We start from the raw sequence: 17167 nt of genomic DNA, 5'->3' as shown, positions 1-17167 counted from the left end.
TTAAAGCGACGTTTTCATGCCCTGCGCCGACTCGGCACATCCCTTGCAAAACAGCCCTTCAGTACAGGCGGAGTGAAAACTGCTGCGTTAGCCAAGGTTTTCACTGCGCCTGTGAAGTCCGCATCTGCCACCTGAAAAAAATCAAAAGTTCATGGAGATCGCACAATGAAGCGTCGTAGTTTGCTCAAGGCTTTCACTCTCTCGGCAAGCATTGCCGCGATGGGCATGACCTGGACCGTCCAGGCCGCCGAGACCATCAAGGTCGGTATCCTGCATTCCCTGTCGGGGACCATGGCGATCTCTGAAACCTCGCTCAAAGACATGGCGCTGATGACCATTGACGAGATCAACGCCAAGGGCGGGGTCAACGGCAAGCTGCTGGAACCCGTGGTGGTGGACCCGGCCTCCAACTGGCCGCTGTTCGCCGAAAAGGGCCGCCAGTTGCTGACCCAGGACAAGGTGGCGGTGGTGTTCGGCTGCTGGACTTCGGTGTCGCGCAAATCGGTGCTGCCGGTATTCGAAGAGCTCAACGGCCTGTTGTTCTACCCGGTGCAGTACGAAGGCGAAGAAATGTCGCCCAACGTCTTCTACACCGGCGCTGCGCCGAACCAGCAAGCGATCCCGGCGGTGGAATACCTGATGAGCGAGGACGGCGGCAGCGCCAAGCGCTTCTTCCTCCTGGGCACCGACTACGTCTACCCGCGCACCACCAACAAGATCCTGCGCTCGTTCCTGCACTCCAAGGGCGTGGCGGACAAGGACATCGAAGAGGTCTACACCCCCTTCGGCCACGCCGACTATCAAACCATCGTCGCCAACATCAAGAAGTTCTCCGCCGGCGGCAAGACCGCAGTGATCTCCACGGTCAACGGCGATTCCAACGTGCCCTTCTACAAGGAGCTGGCCAACCAGGGCCTGAAGGCCACCGACGTGCCGGTGGTGGCGTTCTCCGTGGGCGAGGAAGAATTGCGCGGCATCGACACCAAGCCACTGGTGGGCAACCTGGCGGCGTGGAACTACTTCGAATCGGTGGATAACCCGGTGAACCAGAAGTTCGTCGCCGCCTGGAAAGCCTACGCCAAGGCCAAGAACCTGCCGGGTGCGGACAAGGCCGTGACCAACGACCCGATGGAAGCCACCTACGTCGGTATCCACATGTGGGCCCAGGCAGTGGAGAAAGCCAAGTCCACCGATGTCGACAAGGTCCGTGAGGCGCTGGCCGGGCAGACCTTCGCCGCACCCTCGGGCTACACCCTGACCATGGACAAGACCAACCACCACCTGCACAAGCCGGTGATGATCGGCGAGATCCAGCCGGACGGTCAGTTCAACGTGGTCTGGCAGACCGAAGGCCCGATCCGCGCCCAGCCCTGGAGCCCCTTCATCCCGGGCAACGACAAAAAGCCGGACTACGCGGTCAAGAGCAACTGATCCGAACCTGACGCCTTTCCTGCAGGAGCGAGCTTGCTCGCGATGAGGTCCGTTGGACCTGCAACGAAAACCGCCCGGCTGGCCGCTGCGCGGATCGCGAGCAAGCTCGCTCCTACAGGTTACCCAGGCGCTTTCAAGGACATCGATATGCCCACTGCCCTTTACCGTTTCATCCTCGCCTGCCTGCTGTTGCTGCCATGGGCGGCCCAAGCCGGTGATGCCGAAGACTTCGTCGCGGCCAATCCCACGCAACAGGCGCAGCTTCTGGAAAGCTGGGCCGCGCAGCCCGATCCGGCGCGCATCGAACTGCTCAACGCCCTGCAACAGGGCCAGTTGAGCATCGCCGGTGAAAGCAAAACCCTGCGCCTGAACAACCGCCTGCGGGGCCTGATCGACACCGCACTGGCCAGCCATCAATTGCTCGCCGCCGATGCCGGCAGCCGACTCGATGCCGCCCGGCAACTGCAGAAAAGCGCCAAGCCGGCGCAATTGAAATTCCTCGATGCCCAGCTGGCAGCCGAGCAAGACCCCGGCGTGCACGACGCCCTGAGCCTGGCCCTGGCCAACCTGCAATTGGTGGACAGCGACCCGGCAGTACGTCTGGCCGCCGTGCGCCTGCTGGGGGAAACCGGCGACCCGCTGGCCCGCACCCGCCTCGAAGGCTTGCTCGAACCCGGTGTCGAGGCCGATGCCAACGTGCGCACCGCCGCCGAAACCAGCCTGGCCCAGGTCAAGCGCAAGCTGCTGGTGGGTGAAGTCCTCGGCCAGGCCTTCAGCGGCTTGTCCCTGGGTTCGATCCTGCTGCTTGCGGCCCTGGGCCTGGCCATCACCTTCGGCCTGCTGGGGGTGATCAACATGGCCCACGGCGAGATGCTGATGCTCGGCGCCTACGCCACCTACGTGGTGCAATTGCTGTTCCAGCGCTACGCCCCGCAAGCCATCGAGTACTACCCGCTGCTGGCACTGCCGGTGGCGTTCTTCGTCACCGCCGGGATCGGCATGGCCCTGGAGCGCACGGTGATCCGTCATCTCTATGGCCGGCCCCTGGAAACCCTGCTGGCCACCTGGGGCATCAGCCTGATGCTGATCCAACTGGTGCGCCTGCTGTTCGGCGCGCAGAACGTCGAGGTGGCGAACCCGGCCTGGCTCTCCGGCGGCATCCAGGTATTGCCCAATCTGGTACTGCCCTACAACCGCATCGTGATCATCGCCTTCGCGCTGTTCGTTGTCGTGCTCACCTGGCTGCTGCTGAACAAGACCCGCCTGGGCCTGAACGTGCGTGCAGTAACCCAGAACCGCAACATGGCCGCCTGCTGCGGCGTGCCCACCGGGCGCGTGGACATGCTCGCCTTCGGTCTCGGCTCGGGCATCGCCGGCCTCGGTGGCGTGGCCCTGAGCCAAGTCGGCAACGTCGGCCCGGACCTCGGTCAGAGCTACATCATCGACTCGTTCCTGGTGGTGGTGCTCGGCGGGGTCGGGCAACTGGCCGGCAGTGTGCTGGCGGCCTTTGGTCTGGGGGTGGCGAACAAGATCCTCGAACCGCAGATCGGCGCCGTGTTGGGCAAGATCCTCATCCTGGCGCTGATCATTCTGTTTATCCAGAAACGCCCGCAAGGACTCTTCGCATTGAAAGGACGGGTGATCGACTGATGAATCAACCACTGCTGATTACCGCCAGCCAGAAAGCCGGGCCCAAGGTCACGATCGCGGTCGGCGCGCTGCTGCTCCTGGTGCTGCTGGCGTTGCCGCTGTTGTCACTGCTGCCGGCGGGCAACCCGCTGCAGGTCTCGGCCTACACCCTGACCCTGGTGGGCAAGATTCTCTGCTACGCCATTGTCGCCCTGGCCCTGGATCTGGTCTGGGGCTATGCCGGACTGCTGTCCCTGGGCCACGGCCTGTTCTTCGCCCTGGGCGGCTACGCCATGGGCATGTACCTGATGCGCCAGGCCGCCGGAGACGCCCTGCCGGCGTTCATGACCTTCCTTTCGTGGAGCGAGCTGCCCTGGTACTGGACCGGCACCAGCCACTTCCTCTGGGCCCTGTGCCTGGTGGTGCTGGCGCCGGGTCTGCTGGCCCTAGTGTTCGGTTTCTTCGCCTTCCGCTCACGGATCAAGGGCGTGTACTTCTCGATCATGACCCAGGCCCTGACGTTTGCCGGGATGCTGCTGTTCTTTCGCAACGAGACCGGTTTTGGCGGCAACAACGGCTTCACCAACTTCCGCAGTATCCTGGGTTTCGGCATCACCGAACCCGGCACCCGCGCGGCGCTGTTCCTGGCCACGGTGCTGCTACTGGTGGCCAGCCTGTACCTGGGCTGGCGCCTGGCCCGGAGTAAGTTCGGCCGGGTGCTGACCGCCCTGCGCGATGCCGAAAACCGCCTGATGTTCTGCGGCTACGACCCGCGTGGCTTCAAGCTGTTCGTCTGGGTCTTGAGCGCCGTGCTGTGCGGCTTGGCTGGCGCGCTGTATGTGCCCCAGGTGGGCATCATCAACCCCAGCGAAATGTCCCCCACCAACTCCATCGAAGCCGCCGTGTGGGTAGCCCTGGGCGGACGCGGCACGCTGATCGGACCGCTGCTGGGAGCCGGGCTGGTGAACGGCATGAAGAGCTGGTTCACCGTGGCCTTCCCCGAATACTGGCTGTTCTTCCTCGGCGCCCTGTTCATCGTGGTGACCCTGTACCTGCCCAAGGGCGTGATCGGCCTGCTGAAGAAACGAGGTGAGCAATGAGAGTCACAGCGACCGCGGATTTCATGCTCGAACCCATCCTCGAACCCAACAAGGACCAGGGCAGCAGCCGCGACGCCATCGGCCTCGGGCACGCTGCCGGCAAGGGCCTCAACACCCGCCACGGCACCATCCTGACCCTGGAAGACATCAGCGTCAGCTTCGACGGTTTCAAGGCCCTCAACGACCTCAACCTGTACATCGGCGTCGGCGAGCTGCGCTGCATCATCGGCCCCAACGGCGCCGGCAAGACCACCCTGATGGACGTGATCACCGGCAAGACCCGCCCCACCCAGGGCAAGGCCTGGTTCGGCGAAACCCTGGACCTGACCCAGATGAGCGAAGTGCAGATCGCCCAGGCCGGGATCGGCCGCAAGTTCCAGAAGCCCACGGTGTTCGAGGCCCTGAGCGTGTTCGAGAACCTGGAGCTGGCGCAGAAGACCGACAAGTCGGTGTGGGCCAGCCTCGGGGCGCGCCTGAACGGTGAGCAGAAGGACCGCATCGCCCAAGTGCTGGAGACCATTCGCCTGAGCCCTTCGGCCCAACGCCAGGCGGGCTTGCTGTCCCACGGTCAGAAACAGTTCCTGGAGATCGGCATGCTGCTGATGCAAGACCCGCAACTGCTGTTGCTGGACGAGCCGGTGGCGGGCATGACCGACGCCGAGACCGAGTTCACCGCCGAGCTGTTCAAGACCCTGGCGGGCAAGCACTCGTTGATGGTGGTGGAACACGACATGGGCTTTGTCGGCTCGATTGCCGACCACGTCACCGTGCTGCACCAGGGCAGCGTACTGGCCGAAGGGTCCCTGGAGCAGGTGCAGGAAAACGAACGGGTGATCGAGGTGTACCTCGGCCGTTAGCGCAACCGCCGCTCGCCGGCAGCCGGCTCCTACCCGTTCCCGTAGGAACTGGGTTGCCAGCGAAGACCACCCCGCAATCCCCACAAAATTCGAGTACCCGACCATGCTCCAAGTCGACAAGCTGCACCAATACTACGGCGGTAGCCACATCCTGCGCGGCCTGAGCTTCGAAGCCCGGATCGGCGAAGTCACCTGTCTGCTGGGGCGCAACGGCGTGGGCAAGACCACCCTGCTCAAATGCCTGATGGGCCTGCTGCCGGCCAAGGAAGGCGCGGTCAACTGGGAGGGTCGGACCATCACCGGCTACAAGCCCCATCAGCGCGTCCACGCCGGGATCGCCTACGTGCCCCAGGGCCGGGAAATCTTCGGCCGCCTGACTGTGGAAGAAAACCTGCTGATGGGCCTGTCCCGCTTCCCCGGCTCCCAGGCCAGGGAAGTACCGGCCTTCATCTACGAACTGTTCCCGGTGCTGTTGCAGATGAAGCAGCGCCGTGGCGGCGACCTCTCCGGCGGCCAGCAGCAACAACTGGCCATCGGTCGCGCCCTGGCCAGCCGCCCCCGGCTGCTGATCCTCGATGAGCCCACCGAAGGCATCCAGCCCTCGGTGATCAAGGAGATCGGCGCGGTGATCAAGAAACTCGCGGCCCAGGGCGATATGGCGATTCTGCTGGTGGAGCAGTTCTACGACTTCGCCGCCGAACTGGCCGACCAGTATCTGGTGATGTCCCGGGGCGAAATCGTCCAGCAGGGCCGTGGGGAAAATATGCAGGCAGAAGGTGTACGCGGCCTGGTTACGATCTAATCTGTAGCCTCCTAACGATAACGACCCAGCATGAACTCACCTGCCGTCACCGCCCTGTTCACCCCCAGCTGGCACGCCGAGCTGGAGCTGGCCTACGCCCGTTTCGGCGCCACCACGCGCCCGGTTCTGCGTCGCCACCTGGGCCCGCTGCGGGTGCAGAAGCACCTGTACGCCGAGGGCCCCGAGGTGTGCCAGCACATCATCGTCCACCCACCCGGCGGCATCGCCGGCGGCGACCGGCTGGCCATCAGTGCCCGGGTCGACCACGGCGCCTGGGCACAGCTGACCAGCCCCGGTGCCGCCAAGTGGTACCGCGCCACCGGCCCTGCCAGCCAGACCCTGAGGCTGCAAGTGGCACCGGGGGCGACCCTGGAATGGCTGCCCCAGGAAACCATTGTCTTCAGCGCCGCCCAGGCCGAACTGACCACCCTGGTCGAACTGCAAGGCGATGCCCGGCTGTTCTACTGGGACATCGTGGCCCTGGGACGCCCGGCCAGTGGCGAGCGCTTCGAGCAAGGGCACTTTCAGGCGCACCTGGACATCCGTCGCGACGGCCGGCCGCTCTGGCATGAACGCCAGCGCATCAATGGCGGCGACGGCCTGCTGGATTCCCCCATCGGCCTGGACGGCCAGCCGGTGTTCGCCACTTTGCTGGTGACCGGTGAAATCGACAGCGAACTGCTGGAGCGCTGCCGCGCCCTGGCGCACCCGGTACGCGGCGACCTGAGCCAACTGCCAGGCCTGCTGGTGGCCCGCTGCCTGGCCAGTGAAGCCCTGCAGGCCCGGGCCTGGCTGATCGACCTGTGGCGTCTGCTGCGCCCGGCGCTGCTGGGCCGCGAGGCTGTGCCACCGAGGATCTGGAACACCTGATGCCGACTCTCTTTTTTAACTGCCCAACAACGGATTGATCACGATGGACCTGACCCCACGCGAAAAAGACAAGCTGCTGATCTTCACCGCCGGCCTGGTGGCCGAGCGGCGACTGGCTCGCGGCCTCAAGCTCAATTACCCGGAGGCCATGGCCTATATTTCCGCGGCGCTGCTCGAAGGTGCCCGGGATGGCCAGACCGTGGCAGAACTGATGCACTACGGCACCACCCTGCTCAGCCGTGAACAGGTGATGGAAGGCATCCCGGAGATGATCCCGGAGATCCAGGTCGAGGCCACCTTCCCCGACGGCACCAAGCTGGTCACTGTCCATCAACCCATCGCCTGAGGCCGCGCCATGACCTATCGCATCCGCGACGCGTTGCACGCCGACCTGCCGGCGATCCGCGACATCTACAACGACGCCGTGGTCAATACCACGGCGATCTGGAACGACTCGCCGGTGGACCTGGGCAACCGCCAGGCCTGGTTCAGTGCGCGCCAGGCCCAGGGCTACCCGATCCTGGTGATCGTCAACGCCGAGGAGCAGGTGCTCGGCTACGCTTCCTTCGGCGACTGGCGGCCCTTCGACGGCTTTCGCCACACCGTGGAACATTCGGTCTATGTCCGCAGCGACCAGCGCGGCAACGGCCTGGGTCCACAGCTGATGGCGGTGCTGCTGGAACGCGCCCGTGGCTGTGACAAGCACGTGATGGTGGCCGCCATCGAAAGCGCCAACACCGCCTCGGTCCGCCTGCACCAGCGCCTGGGCTTTATCAGCACCGGACAGATGCCTCAGGTGGGCACCAAGTTCGGGCGCTGGCTGGACCTGACCTTCATGCAGCTGATTCTCAACCCCGGGGCACAACCGCCCGCCCCTCACAAGGAGTGACCTCTCGATGAACGCCGCCCAACTGCGCCGAGTCCATGGAGAAAGCTTTGCCCATTACCGTCAAGGATTGATCGACCTGCTGCTGGATTCGGTGCACCACGGCGCGTCCATCGGCTTCATGGCCGATCTGGACGACAGCCAGGCCCGGGACTACCTCGGCAGCGTGCAGGCCGGGGTCGAGGACGGCAGCCTGATGCTGTGGGTGGTGGTTCACGATGAGAAGGTCCTGGCCAGCGTGCAACTGGCGCTGTGCATGAAGGCCAATGGGCGCAACCGCGCCGAGGTGCAAAAGCTTCAGGTGCTGCACAGCGCCCGGCGCCGTGGCCTGGGCCAGCAATTGATGAACGCCCTGGAACAGGCCGCCCGCCAGCACAAGCGCGGGCTGCTGTACCTGGACACCGAGGCAGGCTCGGCGGCCGAGGACTTCTACCGTTCCCTGGGCTACACCCGGGTCGGCGAACTGCCCAACTACTGCCAGAGCCCGGACGGCACCTATACCCCCACCGCCATCTACTTCAAGACCCTGGGACAACCCCTATGATTCCTGGCCAATACCAGATCCAGCCTGGCGAGATCGAACTCAATGCCGGGCGCCGCACCTTGACCCTCAGCGTGGCCAACAGTGGCGACCGGCCGATCCAGGTCGGCTCCCACTATCACTTTTTCGAAACCAACGACGCCCTGACCTTCGACCGCGCCGCCAGCCGCGGCATGCGCCTGAACATTGCCGCCGGTACCGCCGTGCGCTTCGAACCGGGACAGACCCGGGAGGTGGAACTGGTGGATCTGGCCGGCAAGCGCCGGGTGTTCGGTTTTGCCGGACGCATCATGGGCGACCTCTGACCCCTCGACCCTACGCGCGTAGGAGCCGGCTTGCTGGCGAATGCGGTCTTTCGGGCCCCTTCGCCGGCAAGCCGGCTCCTACAAGACCTGTTTCTGTAAGGAGCTGCGATGAAGATTTCCCGTGAGGCCTATGCCGATATGTTCGGCCCTACCGTGGGCGACAAGGTGCGGCTGGCCGATACCGAGCTGTGGATCGAAGTGGAGAAGGACTTCACCACCTACGGCGAAGAAGTGAAGTTCGGCGGTGGCAAGGTGATCCGCGACGGCATGGGCCAGAGCCAACTGCTGGCATGCGATGTGGTGGACACCCTGATCACCAACGCGCTGATCATCGATCACTGGGGCATCGTCAAGGCTGACGTCGGTTTGAAGGACGGGCGCATCGCCGCCATCGGCAAGGCCGGCAACCCGGATATCCAGCCCGATGTGACCATCGCCATCGGCGCCAGCACCGAGGTCATCGCCGGTGAAGGCATGATCCTCACCGCCGGCGGCGTCGACACCCATATCCACTTCATCTGCCCGCAGCAGATCGAAGAGGCGCTGATGAGCGGCGTCACCACCATGATCGGCGGCGGCACCGGGCCGGCCACCGGGACCAACGCCACCACCTGCACCTCCGGGCCTTGGCACATGGCGCGCATGCTCCAGGCCGCGGACGCCTTCCCGATGAACATCGGCTTTACCGGCAAGGGCAACGCCAGCCTGCCGGAGCCCTTGATCGAGCAGGTCAAGGCGGGGGCCATCGGCCTCAAGCTGCACGAGGACTGGGGCAGCACCCCGGCCAGCATCGACAACTGCCTGAGCGTGGCCGATGAGTACGACGTGCAGGTGGCGATCCACACCGACACCCTGAACGAATCCGGCTTCGTCGAAACCACCCTAGGCGCCTTTAAGGGGCGGACCATCCACACCTACCACACCGAAGGTGCCGGCGGCGGCCATGCCCCGGACATCATCAAGGCCTGCGGCTTCGCCAATGTGCTGCCCAGCTCCACCAACCCGACCCGGCCCTTCACCCGCAACACCATCGACGAACACCTGGACATGCTCATGGTCTGCCACCATCTGGACCCGAGCATCGCCGAGGACGTGGCCTTCGCCGAGAGCCGCATCCGCCGGGAAACCATCGCCGCCGAAGACATCCTCCATGACCTGGGAGCGTTTTCGATGATCAGCTCCGACAGCCAGGCCATGGGCCGGGTCGGCGAAGTGGTGACCCGCACCTGGCAGACCGCCGACAAGATGCACCGCCAGCGCGGCCCGCTGCCGGGAGACGGCCCGGGCAACAGCAACTTCCGGGTCAAGCGCTACATCGCCAAGTACACCATCAACCCGGCCATCACCCACGGCATCAGCCATGAGGTGGGCTCCATCGAGGTGGGCAAATGGGCCGATCTGGTGCTTTGGCGCCCGGCCTTCTTCGGGGTCAAGCCGACCCTGATCCTCAAGGGCGGGGCCATTGCCGCCAGCCTGATGGGCGACGCCAATGCCTCGATCCCGACCCCGCAGCCGGTGCACTACCGGCCGATGTTCGCCAGTTACGGCGGCAGCCGCCACGCCACCAGCCTGACCTTTATCAGCCAGGCCGCACTGGACGCCGGCGTACCGGAGCAATTGGGGCTGAAGAAGCGCATCGCCGTGGTCAAGGGCTGTCGCAAGGTGCAAAAGAGTGACCTGATCCACAACGACTACCTGCCGGATATCGAAGTCGACCCGCAGACTTATCAGGTCAAGGCCGATGGTGTCCTGCTGTGGTGCGAACCGGCGGATGTGCTGCCCATGGCCCAGCGTTACTTCCTGTTCTGAGGCGCGTCCGGCCGCTGGGCAGGCCCGGTGTTGAAGCCGCGGATAAGGCGCTAAGATGCGTGTCGGTTTTCCACTCTCTGCCCAGTAAGGTGCCCGGCTATGCGCCTGTCCGATTTCATCGTGCAGCACGTTGATCGAATCGTTGATGAATGGGAACAATTTGCCAGGACCCTGGCCGCGGACACCCTGACCCGCAGCGACCTGCGGGATCACGCCACCTCGATCCTGCTGGCCGCCGCCCGGGACATGCGCATCACCCAGAGCCCGGGTGAGCAGTTGGCCAAGGCCCGGGGCGAAGGCCCGGAGAAATCCCCCAGCCTGGATGAGGCCGCCGCCAGCCATGGCGAACTGCGTCATCACGTGGGTTTCGATCTGGTGCAGATGACGTCCGAGTTCCGCCACCTGCGGGCCTGCGTGATCCGCCTGTGGGTCGCCAGCCTGGTGACGCCGGACCTGGAACACTTGCAAGACATGATCCGTTTCAACGAGGCCATCGACGAAGCCCTGGCCGAGTCCACCTGCGCCTACGCCGAGCAGGTCAGCCGCTCACGGGACATCTTCCTGGCGATTCTCGGCCACGACCTGCGGGCGCCGTTGCAGGCGGTGAGCATGTCCACCGAGATGCTGGCGCGCAAAATGCCGCTGGATAGCGACGCCCAGGCCTTTGTCTCACGCATCAAGAGCGGCACCCGACACATGGGCGCCATGGTCAGCGACCTGCTGGAGTTCGTCCGCAGTCGCCTGGGCAATGGCCTGCCCATCGATCCGGCGCCCATGGACTTGGCCAGCGCCGCCAAGGCTGCCATGGACGAAGCCTGCGCCGGGCAACCCGATTGCACACCGTTACTGAGCTTCGAGGGTGACAGCCATGGCATCTGGGACCGGGGACGTATCGAACAGATGCTGCAGAACCTGATCGGCAACGCCCTGCAGCACGGCAGCAACCGCCGTACCGTGACCGTGACCATTACCGGCGGTGCGGAACAGGTGCTGTTGACCGTGCACAATTACGGCCCGCCGATTCCCAAGGAAGCCCTGGGCACCCTGTTCGATCCTTTGGTGCGCAGTGCCGATGAGGAACTGGGCAGTACCAGCACCAGCCTTGGCCTGGGACTGTTCATCGTCAAGGAAGTGGTGACCGCGCACCAGGGCAGCATCGAAGTCAGCTCCAACGAGAGCGACGGCACCACCTTCGCCGTGATCCTGCCGCGCGTCTCCCGCGCCACCTCGTAGGAGCTGGCTTGCCAGCGAAGGCGTCAGCCCGGATTGCGCAAGGCCCAGGGGCCTCTTCGCCGGCAAGCCGGCTCCTGCGCAGTGAGGCGGATCAATCCAGCAGCAGGCGGCCCAGACGCTGCTTGAGCATCTGGTTCTCGGCCCGCAGTTGCCGCACTTCGTCCAGCAGGTCCAACGCCAGGGCGACGCCTTCCCACTCCAGGTCCAGGTCGCGGCGCAACTTCGCCGCGCGCTTGGCCAGGGACAGTTCAACATCGTTGAAACGCCAGTCCTTGGGCGCCGTCCCCTGAGGTTCGAGGATGCCGTGTTCGACGATTTCGATCACGTAGGCCGCCGACAGGTCGGCCACTTCACAGAACTCTTCCATGTCCAGCTGAACGATCAGGGTGCTCATGATCAGCGCCTCCTAGTGTCGAATCAGAAATTTTCCCGAGGGTCGAACGCGGCCTTCTTCGCCAGCTCCTGCCACAACGCCTTGACGTCGTCGCCGGTCTGCTTGGGCATCACGGCCTTGAGCTGGACGAACAGGTAGCCACGCTGGCCGGCCTTGTTCAGCAGGCCATGACCCTTGGCGCGCATGCGCTGGCCGTTCTGGCTGCCGGCCGGGACCTTGAGGTTGATCTTGCCGGTCAGGGTCGGTACCGCCACCTCGGTGCCCAGCGCCAGCTCCCAAGGGGCCAGCGGCAGGGTGATGATCAGGTTCTCGTCCTCCACATCGAACTTCGGATGGGGCGCAAAGCGAATGGTCAGGTACAGGTCGCCATTGGCTCCGCCGCCAACGCCCGGTGCACCCTGGCCCTTGAGGCGGATGCGTTCGCCGTCGGTGACCCCGGCTGGAATCTTCACGTTCAGGCTTTTGCTGGTATTGCTCACATGCTGGCCGGCAGCGTTGTACTGCGGCACCTGGAAGCTGATCTTCTTCGACTCGGTCGACAGGGTTTCTTCAAGAAAGATCGGCAGTTCCATTTCCACATCCTGTCCACGACGACCGCTGCTGCGGCGCTGTTCCGGGCCGCCGAATCCTGGCCCCCGGTTACCAAAGATCGAACTGAAGAAGTCCGAGAAGTCCCCACCGTCACCGCCACCAAAGCCACCACGGCTCTGCCAGCCCGGAGGCCCCTGGAACGGCTGGCCATGCTGGCCGTACTTGCGCAGGTCGTCGTACTCGGCGCGCTTGTCCGCGCTTTTCAGCGCTTCATAGGCTTCCGAGGCATCCTTGAACTTGGCCTCGGCATCCTTTTCCTTACTGACGTCGGGGTGGTACTTGCGCGCCAGCTTGCGATAGGCGGCCTTGATCGCCTTGTCGTCCGCTGTCGGCTCCACGCCGAGAATCTTGTAATAGTCTTTGAAGTCCATCGAGGGAATCACCATCCGTTATCAAAGTCGCGCGGCGTGCAGCACAGCATGCTCGGTCTGGCAGCATGAGAATTGATCAATCTCAATCCTCTGACTGAACGGCGCATCAGAAGTTTATCGGCAGCCTCGGGCGGATCTTGTGATCCCAGGTGGCTGCTCGGCCCATGCCTGCAAGTTTGGGGGTCAAGGATAGTCTTTCAAGGCACAACAGGTTGCGATTTAGCAGATAGTCGGCCTTTGCAACGCGCGAGGACTGGCGTACGCTGCGCGGCCGTTTTTTTCACCGGATCCAAAGACATGAACAACGCCACCCCGGCCCGTGCCTGCGGCATTGACTTCGGTACCTCCAACTCCACCGTCGGCTGGCTGCGCCCCGGCGAGGAGACGCTGATCGCCCTGGAGGACGACAAGATCACCCTGCCTTCGGTGGTGTTCTTCAATATCGAGGAACGCCGTCCGGTGTATGGCCGCCTGGCGTTGCACGAATACCTGGAAGGCTACGAAGGCCGGCTGATGCGCTCGCTGAAAAGCCTGCTGGGCTCCAAGCTGATCAAGCACGACACCAGCGTGCTGGGCACCGCGATGCCGTTCAAGGACCTGCTGGGGCTGTTCATCGGCCAGCTCAAGAACCGTGCCGAAGCCACCGCCGGTCGGGAATTCGACGAAGTGGTACTGGGGCGTCCGGTGTTCTTCGTCGATGACGACGCCGCCGCCGACCAGGAAGCCGAAGACACCCTGGTGGAAGTGGCCCGCAAGATTGGCTTCAAGGAAGTGTCCTTCCAGTACGAACCCATCGCCGCGGCCTTCGACTACGAATCCACCATCGAACGCGAAGAACTGGTGCTGATCGTCGACATCGGCGGTGGTACCTCGGACTTCTCCCTGGTGCGCCTTTCCCCCGAGCGCCGTGGGGTCGACAACCGGCACGACGACATCCTCGCCACCGGCGGTGTGCACGTCGGCGGTACCGACTTCGACAAGCAACTGAGCCTGCAGGGCGTAATGCCACTGTTCGGCTACGGCAGCCGGATGAAGAGCGGCGCCTACATGCCCACCAGCCACCACATGAACCTGGCGACCTGGCACACCATCAACTCGGTGTACTCGCAGAAGTCCCAGTTGGCCCTGGGCAGCATGCGCTATGACATCGAAGACACCGGCGGCATCGACCGCCTGTTCAAGCTGATCGAACAGCGCGCCGGCCACTGGCTGGCCATGGAAGTGGAAGAGACCAAGATCCAGCTGACCCACGCCGAGAACCGCCTGGTGCCCCTGGACCGGATCGAGCGCGACCTCAGTGTCGACCTGAGCCGGGCCCTGTTCGAAAGCTCCATCGACGGTCTGCTGGAGCGCATCCGCACCAGCGTCAGCCAATTGCTGAGCGACGCCAATGTCGGTGTGGGTCAGGTCGATACGGTGTTCTTCACCGGCGGTTCCAGCGGCATTCCGGCACTGCGCCAGAGCGTGGCGGCGATGCTGCCCAACGCCCGGCATGTGGAAGGCAATATCTTCGGCAGCATCGGTAGCGGCCTGGCGATTGAAGCCAGAAAGCGCTACGGCTAGGCACCCCGCGCCCGACATTGGTACCCCAGGGATGGGGAAAATTTTCGCAAGGAACCGCAACGATGAACCTGTGCAAGCTGCTGCCCCTACTGACCGCCCTGCTGCTGACCGGCTGCAAGGAAGATTTCATGTCCCTGCAGTTCGAGCAGCCGGTGGGGTATCGCGGCCAGCAGATAGATGCCAAGGTCGGCACCCTGCTGAGGGAGGCGATTGGCTCTCGCGGCATCGACCCTGAACAGATCGTGCTGGAACTGGATGAGCAGGACACTCGGGTGGTCCATCTGGCCCTCGACGGCGAATTGGGTCCTGAGCAGCGGGCGGCCCTGCGCGACCTGTTTGACCAGGTCGTCAAGGCCCGGGCGGCCAGCAGCATGGCCGTCGACCTGACACTCCAGGCCCAGCCCGGCGCGGCCACCCCGCAGCCAATCCCCCTGGAGCTGGCCATCACCTCCGAGGTACAGCTGTCGGCGCGCTACCAATATCTCGACCGGGCAATAGGCCTGTTCAACCAGAGCGGGGTTCCGGTGCAGATCGTCTGCGGCATCGAGGGACAATTGAACGGCGAGCTGCCCTTCAATGGGCTGAGCGTGCAACAGATCCCCAAGCAGTCGCCGGAGCATGTCTACCTGAATTTCCGCACTCAGAATTTTAGAAGACAGACCCTGCCGGCCCTGATGCAGGTCAGGGATGCCCAACTGCGCGAGAGCATGAGCAAAGGCGAGATTCGCCTGTGGGGCGAAGAGCAGATCCCGAACGACCTGCTGCGCACCAAGCTGCAATTGTCGATTGAAATCGGCAACCTGGGCGAGCAGATGCTGGCCGCCGATTTCAGTGCCGACAGCCGCCAGGACACCTGGACCAGCGAATGCGCGAAGAAGATCGAACAGTTGGGCCGACCGTTCTCCTTCCATATCGGCTCAGGCATCGATCGCCTGCAGGCGGTGACCTATGAGGATGCCGGGCGCGATTGAGCCCGGCGGGACTCAGACCAGCCCCGCCAGCTTCAACTCGCTCTTCAGATAGGCGTAATAGATCGGCCCCGCCACCACCCCGGGCAGGCCGAACGCCGCCTCGAACACCAGCATCGCCAGCAACAGCTCCCAGGACTTGGCACTGATCTGCCCGCCAACGATCCGCGCGTTGAGGAAGTATTCCAGCTTGTGGATAAAGATCAGGTAACCCAGGGCCGCCACCGCCACCCAGATCGACAGCGACAGGCCGACGATGGTGATCAGGGTGTTGGAAATCAGGTTGCCGATCACCGGCAGCAGGCCCAGCAGGAAGGTCAGCACGATCAGGGTCTTGGTCAGCGGCAGCTTGACCCCGAACAGCGGTAGGATCAGCGCCAGAAAGACCCCGGTGAAGAAGGTGTTGAGCAGGGAGATCTTGATCTGCGCGAAGACGATGTTGCGAAACGCCTGGACCAGCAGGTGCAGGCGGTCGAACAGCGCCGCCGCCAGGGGCTTGCGCTTGGTCAGGTCGGGGATGCGCTGCAGGGCGATGATGGCCCCCAGGACCATGCCGATGAGCAAGGTCACGAACATGTGCGCCGCGTCCTTGCCCACCAGTTGCAACTCGCTCAGGTGCTTGCTGGCCCAGGCGCCGATGGCGGCCTGGAACTCGGCGGCACTGGCCGGCAGGTAGGAATCGAGGAACGGCGGCAATTGGCCACGGGCCTTGTCCACCACCACCATGAACTTGCCCAGCGAGGCGCCGGGATTCTCCGCTTCATGCAGCAGGAAACTGATGGCCCCGGCGAACAGCAGGGTCAGCAGACTGACCACCAACGTGCCAAGCAGCGCCACCGCCAGCCAACGCGCACGCCGGCCCTCGATCAGCCGCTGCAGTTGTGGAGTGAGCATATTGACCAGCTCGAACACCAACAGCCCCGCCAGCAGGCTCGGCAGCAGCCGCAACGGCAAGGCCAGCAGCAGGCCGCCAAAGATGATGATCCAACTGATGAACAACAGATGACGCTGTGAAAACGCTGGCATATAGCCTCAAGACAAACAGCGGGAAAAGACCGGCAGTCTGCCAGCCTTCACCCCGGAGGAATAGTGGCAGGCGCCCCAAGGGCATGGGCTTACAGGGTACTTGAGTGTTGTGACAGGCGAAGGTTCAGTCTGTTCTGGCCTGAGGCAGCGGGGCTGAAGGGGCCGGCAGCGGCACGTCATAGCCGCAGTAGTGCAGGCGAGAGTCCAGGCGCTGGTTTCCGTAAACCAGAGAGGGCGCCGTGCAGCCGCTGATCCCCCGGACAACCACAGACCAGGGCAATCCCTGTAGCGCCGCAGATATACCCAAACACTTTCACTCTTTGTATTTGCTGATAAACGAATACCTGATGCCCGCGGCTTCGACGATGCTCCGCATCTCCTGCTCTTGCCCAGGTTCGCCAACAAAGAACAGCCAGACCCGAGGAAAGCGCTGATCACTCAGTGCGCCACCGACAATCGCCTTGTCCAGTGCCGGGTTGGCCCCGAACATCAGGAACCTGCCGTTGGGGCTTTGGGAAACCTTGGCGAACATGTCACGCACATTGAAGCGTTCAACACCCCCGCCGGCCACAATCACTAGACGATCGGGAAGCTGCCCATGGCTGTTGATCTGCGTGACAAGCAGTTGCAGATCCTGACGCTCACCTGAGCCACCGCTGTCCCTCTGCACCACATCAGCGACCTCAGACAGGACCTGGTCATGGTCCTTGGATACCGGCTGCGCCGCACAACCAGCCAGGGCCAGCAGCATCGCAATCCATGTCCAGCTTTTCATCTCCATCTCCTTATGC

General features: G+C 63.9%; 18 protein-coding genes. 14 read left to right on the top strand and 4 right to left on the bottom strand.

What is annotated here, in order from left to right:
- Positions 1-165: 165 nt before the first annotated feature.
- The 12 genes from urtA to ACSSVC_RS06935 all read left to right on the top strand — a co-directional run bounded on the left by urtA (position 166) and on the right by ACSSVC_RS06935 (position 11463).
- Entirely contained in the window at positions 166-1431 is a 1266-nt protein-coding gene (gene urtA / locus ACSSVC_RS06990; RefSeq protein WP_346634607.1) for an urea ABC transporter substrate-binding protein, read from the top strand.
- A gap of 147 nt (positions 1432-1578) precedes the next feature.
- Complete coding sequence (gene urtB / locus ACSSVC_RS06985; protein WP_492612107.1) at positions 1579-3081, top strand: urea ABC transporter permease subunit UrtB; 1503 nt, start codon at positions 1579-1581, stop codon at positions 3079-3081.
- A complete protein-coding gene (urtC, locus tag ACSSVC_RS06980; RefSeq protein ID WP_492612106.1) occupies positions 3081-4160 on the top strand; it encodes an urea ABC transporter permease subunit UrtC in 1080 nt (359 codons plus the stop codon). The genes urtB and urtC overlap by 1 nt, the downstream gene beginning before the upstream one ends.
- Positions 4157-5017 (top strand): urea ABC transporter ATP-binding protein UrtD, encoded by an 861-nt coding sequence (gene urtD / locus ACSSVC_RS06975; RefSeq protein WP_404938149.1) that lies wholly within the window; start codon positions 4157-4159, stop codon positions 5015-5017. Before urtC ends, urtD begins: the two co-directional genes overlap by 4 nt.
- 103 nt (positions 5018-5120) lie before the next feature.
- On the top strand, positions 5121-5819 hold the full coding sequence (urtE, locus tag ACSSVC_RS06970) for an urea ABC transporter ATP-binding subunit UrtE (RefSeq protein WP_492612105.1): 699 nt from the start codon (positions 5121-5123) through the stop codon (positions 5817-5819).
- Between the two features lie 30 nt (positions 5820-5849).
- Positions 5850-6689 (top strand): urease accessory protein UreD, encoded by an 840-nt coding sequence (locus ACSSVC_RS06965; RefSeq protein ID WP_346634604.1) that lies wholly within the window; start codon positions 5850-5852, stop codon positions 6687-6689.
- 43 nt (positions 6690-6732) lie between these two features.
- Positions 6733-7035, top strand: coding sequence for an urease subunit gamma (gene ureA / locus ACSSVC_RS06960; protein ID WP_003197350.1), 303 nt, complete (start codon positions 6733-6735; stop codon positions 7033-7035).
- Between the two features lie 9 nt (positions 7036-7044).
- Positions 7045-7578 carry a GNAT family N-acetyltransferase gene (locus tag ACSSVC_RS06955; RefSeq protein ID WP_346634603.1) on the top strand — a complete coding sequence of 178 codons (534 nt, stop codon included), beginning with the start codon at positions 7045-7047 and terminating at the stop codon, positions 7576-7578.
- A 7-nt stretch (positions 7579-7585) separates the two neighbouring features.
- Positions 7586-8119, top strand: coding sequence for a GNAT family N-acetyltransferase (locus ACSSVC_RS06950; RefSeq protein WP_110650910.1), 534 nt, complete (start codon positions 7586-7588; stop codon positions 8117-8119).
- The gene (locus tag ACSSVC_RS06945; protein ID WP_102862959.1) at positions 8116-8421 is read left to right on the top strand and encodes an urease subunit beta; all 306 of its coding nucleotides are present in this window, start codon (positions 8116-8118) and stop codon (positions 8419-8421) included. Before ACSSVC_RS06950 ends, ACSSVC_RS06945 begins: the two co-directional genes overlap by 4 nt.
- A 108-nt stretch (positions 8422-8529) precedes the next feature.
- Positions 8530-10230 carry an urease subunit alpha gene (gene ureC, locus ACSSVC_RS06940; protein WP_404938147.1) on the top strand — a complete coding sequence of 567 codons (1701 nt, stop codon included), beginning with the start codon at positions 8530-8532 and terminating at the stop codon, positions 10228-10230.
- A gap of 99 nt (positions 10231-10329) precedes the next feature.
- Complete coding sequence (locus ACSSVC_RS06935; protein ID WP_404938146.1) at positions 10330-11463, top strand: sensor histidine kinase; 1134 nt, start codon at positions 10330-10332, stop codon at positions 11461-11463.
- Between the two features lie 91 nt (positions 11464-11554).
- Here ACSSVC_RS06935 and ACSSVC_RS06930 read toward each other — a convergent pair whose 3' ends face one another.
- Positions 11555-11857 carry a chaperone modulator CbpM gene (locus ACSSVC_RS06930; RefSeq protein WP_123723438.1) on the bottom strand — a complete coding sequence of 101 codons (303 nt, stop codon included), beginning with the start codon at positions 11855-11857 and terminating at the stop codon, positions 11555-11557.
- Between the two features lie 23 nt (positions 11858-11880).
- Positions 11881-12819, bottom strand: a complete 939-nt coding sequence (locus ACSSVC_RS06925) for a DnaJ C-terminal domain-containing protein (RefSeq protein ID WP_346634600.1) — start codon at positions 12817-12819, stop codon at positions 11881-11883.
- A 297-nt stretch (positions 12820-13116) separates the two neighbouring features.
- Here ACSSVC_RS06925 and ACSSVC_RS06920 point away from each other — a divergent pair, with 297 nt between their 5' ends.
- Together ACSSVC_RS06920 and ACSSVC_RS06915 are read left to right on the top strand one after the other, a co-directional pair.
- On the top strand, positions 13117-14382 hold the full coding sequence (locus tag ACSSVC_RS06920) for an Hsp70 family protein (RefSeq protein ID WP_346634599.1): 1266 nt from the start codon (positions 13117-13119) through the stop codon (positions 14380-14382).
- A gap of 62 nt (positions 14383-14444) precedes the next feature.
- A complete protein-coding gene (locus ACSSVC_RS06915) occupies positions 14445-15353 on the top strand; it encodes a hypothetical protein (protein ID WP_346634598.1) in 909 nt (302 codons plus the stop codon).
- 12 nt (positions 15354-15365) lie between these two features.
- Here the strand turns inward: ACSSVC_RS06915 and ACSSVC_RS06910 are convergent, their stop codons facing one another.
- Both ACSSVC_RS06910 and ACSSVC_RS06905 read right to left on the bottom strand, forming a co-directional pair.
- Positions 15366-16376, bottom strand: a complete 1011-nt coding sequence (locus ACSSVC_RS06910) for an AI-2E family transporter (protein ID WP_346634597.1) — start codon at positions 16374-16376, stop codon at positions 15366-15368.
- A 313-nt stretch (positions 16377-16689) separates the two neighbouring features.
- Positions 16690-17151, bottom strand: a complete 462-nt coding sequence (locus ACSSVC_RS06905) for a hypothetical protein (RefSeq protein ID WP_346634596.1) — start codon at positions 17149-17151, stop codon at positions 16690-16692.
- Positions 17152-17167 lie beyond the last annotated feature (16 nt).

The organism is Pseudomonas sp. E1BtOHC1, assembly GCF_058744285.1.
The sequence above is the reverse complement of the archived record's forward strand: the minus strand, read 5'-3'. Positions and strand labels throughout refer to the sequence as shown.